Source organism: Stenotrophomonas panacihumi, from assembly GCF_001431645.1.
Classification (GTDB): domain Bacteria; phylum Pseudomonadota; class Gammaproteobacteria; order Xanthomonadales; family Xanthomonadaceae; genus Stenotrophomonas_A; species Stenotrophomonas_A panacihumi.
In genome coordinates, this window is the sequence record NZ_LLXU01000026.1 from 1 (window position 1) to 3,306 (window position 3,306).

2 protein-coding genes are annotated in these 3,306 nt (G+C 67.9%); both read right to left on the reverse strand.

Annotated features, from left to right (window positions below):
* Positions 1-114: 114 nt before the first annotated feature.
* Positions 115-675 carry an L-threonylcarbamoyladenylate synthase type 1 TsaC gene (gene tsaC / locus ARC20_RS01400; protein ID WP_057643217.1) on the reverse strand — a complete coding sequence of 187 codons (561 nt, stop codon included), beginning with the start codon at positions 673-675 and terminating at the stop codon, positions 115-117.
* Positions 676-711: 36 nt separating this feature from the next.
* A complete protein-coding gene (locus tag ARC20_RS01405) occupies positions 712-3,204 on the reverse strand; it encodes a DNA topoisomerase I (protein WP_057643220.1) in 2,493 nt (830 codons plus the stop codon).
* Between the last annotated feature and the right edge of the window lie 102 nt (positions 3,205-3,306).

A 3,306-nucleotide genomic window follows, 5' to 3' on the forward strand; every position in this document is an offset into this window, starting at 1 on the left:
GAGTCGAACAGGATGTTCGCCCGAGCCGTGACGACCCTATAGGCCAGCCCGGGGCCCGCACCGTAAGAAGGTATTACCTACCGCACACACCACATGCGCACGCGCGCAAAAAAATCAGTCCCTCAATACTTCCCCGGTCATCGCCACCCGGATCTGCGTCGGTTGCGCCAACCCCCCGGTCTCGCCATCGAGCACGCCATCGATCGCCTGCAACAGCGCCGGATCCAATCCCTCCCGCGTGCGCGCCGGCGGCTGCCCCGCCAGGTTCGCGCTCGTGGAGACCAGCGGTGCCTGCCACGCCTGGCACAGGCGCGTGACCAGCGGGTGCGCGCTGATGCGCACCGCCAGGCTGGCATGGTCACCCGTCACCCACGCCGGGGCATGTTCGCTCGCAGGCAGCACCCAGGTGTGCGGGCCCGGCCAGCTGCCGAGGACATCGGCCAGGCGGTCAGCCGGCAAGGCGGCCAGGTCCAGCCACGGGCGCAATGGCTCCAGGCTGGCCGCGACGACGATGACGCCCTTCGATGCCGGGCGTCGCTTCAACTCCAGCAGGCGCATCACCGCGCCACGCTGCCGCGGGTCGCACCCCAGGCCCCAGACTGCTTCGGTCGGATAGGCGATGACTCCGCCCTGCTGAAGCGCCGATACCGCGCCTGCCAGCGAAAGTTCCTTCATCGTGCTCCCTCGGCATGGGGCGGCCAAGCCGCCCGGTCAACCGGCTTTCTTTACCACCGTCTTCTTCGCCGCCTTCTTGGCGGGGGCCTTCTTGGCCGCGGTCTTCTTCGTGGCGGCCTTCTTGGCGGGCGCCTTCTTCGCAGCGGCCTTCTTCGCCGGTGCCTTGGCCGCCTTCGGTTCGGCCGCCTTCTTGGCCACGGCCTTCTTCGCCACCGCCTTCTTGGCGCCAAAGCCCTTGCGCACCGGCTTGCCGGTCTCTTCCATCAGCTTCTGCGCTTCTTCCAGCGTCAGCGAGGCCGGCTCGCGATCCTTCGGGATCTTGCCGTTGAGCTTGCCGTCACTCAGGTACGGGCCGAAACGGCCGTTGAGCACCTGGATCTCGCTGCCGTCGAATTCCTTGATGATGCGGTTGCGCGCGATCTCTTCCTTCTCCTCGATCAGGAAGATCGCCCGCGCCAGGTCGATCGTGTACGGATCGTCCTCCTTCTTCAGCGAGGCATACGTGCTGCCACGGCGCGCGAACGGGCCGAAGCGGCCGATGCCCACGCTGACCGGCTCGCCCTTGTCCTCGCCCAGCGCGCGCGGCATCAGGAACAGCTGCAGCGCGTCCTCCATGCTGATCGAGTAGATGCTCTGGCCCGGACGCAGCGAAGCGAACTTCGGCTTCTCCTCGTCCTCGACCGTGCCGATCTGCACCATCGGGCCGAACCGGCCGATGCGCGCGCTGACTTCCTTGCCGCTCTCCGGGTCGGTGCCGAGCACGCGCACGCTGCCGGCGTCGGTCTTGTCCAGCGAGTCCTTCTTGTCCTCGACCAGCTCCTTGAACGGGCCCCAGAACTTCTCCATCAGCGGGATCCACTCTTCCTCGCCGCGCGAGACCGCGTCCAGCTCGTCCTCGAGCTTGGCGGTGAAGTCGTAGTCCACGTACTGGGTGAAGTGGCCGGACAGGAACTTGGAGACCGCGCGGCCGACGTCGGTCGGGCGGAAGCTGCGGCCTTCCATCTCCACGTACTTGCGGAACAGCAGGGTCTGGATGATCGAGGCGTAGGTGGACGGACGGCCGATGCCGTATTCCTCCAGCGCCTTGACCAGCGCCGCTTCGGTGTAGCGCGGCGGCGGCTGGGTGAAGTGCTGCTCGGTGAGGATGCGCTCCAGCGGCAGGCTGTCGCCCGGCTTCATCGCCGGCAGCTTGCGGCCTTCGTCGTCGTCCTCGGCGGTCTTGGTGTCCTTGCCTTCCTCGTAGACGGCCAGAAAGCCCGGCACGACCACGGTGGTGCCGCTGGCGCGGAACACGTGCTCGCTGCCGGCGGCCAGGTCGACGCTGACGGTGTTGAGCGTGGCCGGGATCATCTGGCAGGCGACGGCGCGCTTCCAGATCAGCTCGTACAGGCGGCGCTCGTCGTCGGAGAGGTAGCGCGACACCTGTGCCGGCGTGCGCAGCGCCGAGGTCGGGCGCACCGCTTCGTGCGCTTCCTGGGCGTTCTTCGACTTGGTGGTGTAGGTGTTCGGCTTGTCCGGCAGCGAGGCGGTGCCGTAGTCGCGCGCGATGACGTCGCGGATCTCGGCCAGCGCGTCCTGCGAGAGGTTCACCGAGTCGGTACGCATGTAGCTGATCAGGCCGACCGTGCCTTCGTCGCCGATCGCCACGCCTTCATACAGCTTCTGCGCGACCTGCATGGTCTTGCGCGTGGTGAAGCCGAGCTTGCGCGAGGCTTCCTGCTGCAGCGTGGAGGTGGTGAACGGCGGCGCCGGGCGGCGCTTGCGCTCCTTGCTGGCCACGTCGGTGACGTGCAGGCGACCCTGGGCGGCCTGCTGGATGCGCGCGCGGGCGGCTTCGGCGGTGTCGCCGTCGGTGATGGTGAACTGCTCGAACTTCTGGCCGTCCAGCTTGATCAGCCGCGCGTTGAAGCGCTGCGACGGATGCGCGCACTCGGCGTCGATGCTCCAGTATTCGCGCGCGATGAAGGCTTCGATCTCCTCCTCGCGCTCGACGATCATGCGCAGCGCCGGCGACTGCACGCGGCCGGCGGACAGGCCGCGCTGCACCTTGCGCCACAGCACCGGCGAGAGGTTGAAGCCGACCAGGTAGTCCAGCGCGCGGCGCGCCTGCTGGGCGTCGACCAGGTCGCCGGCGATCGCGCGCGGCTGCTGCATGGCTTCCTTGATCGCGCGCGGGGTGATCTCGGTGAAGACCACGCGCTGCATCGGCTTGTCCTTCAGCAGCCCGCGCTCCTTCAGGATCTCGGCGATGTGCCAGCTGATCGCCTCGCCCTCGCGGTCCGGGTCGGTCGCCAGGAAGATGTCGTCGGCGCCCTTGGCCGCCTTGGCGATCGCCTCGACGTGCTTCTCGTTCTTCTCGATGAGGTCGTAGCGCATCGCGAAGCCGTTGTCCGGGTCGACCGCGCCCTCCTTCGGGACAAGGTCACGCACATGCCCATACGAGGCCAGGACGGTGAAGTCCTTGCCGAGGTATTTGTTGATCGTCTTGGCCTTGGCGGGCGATTCGACGATGAGCAGGTGCTTGGGCATGGTGGCGGTTTCTAGGGCGGGGGAGCCCGGGGGCGGTAGGGTGGCCTAATTGGCCGGTGGAGGGAAGCGCGGCGGCGATTCCCAGACGGCGACGCCCGGGGC

Coding starts and splice junctions, on each gene's coding strand:
- tsaC (WP_057643217.1), bottom strand. CDS start 675: ATGAAGGAACTTTCGCTGGCAGGCGCGGTATCGGCGCTTCAGCAGGGC.
- ARC20_RS01405 (WP_057643220.1), bottom strand. CDS start 3,204: ATGCCCAAGCACCTGCTCATCGTCGAATCGCCCGCCAAGGCCAAGACG.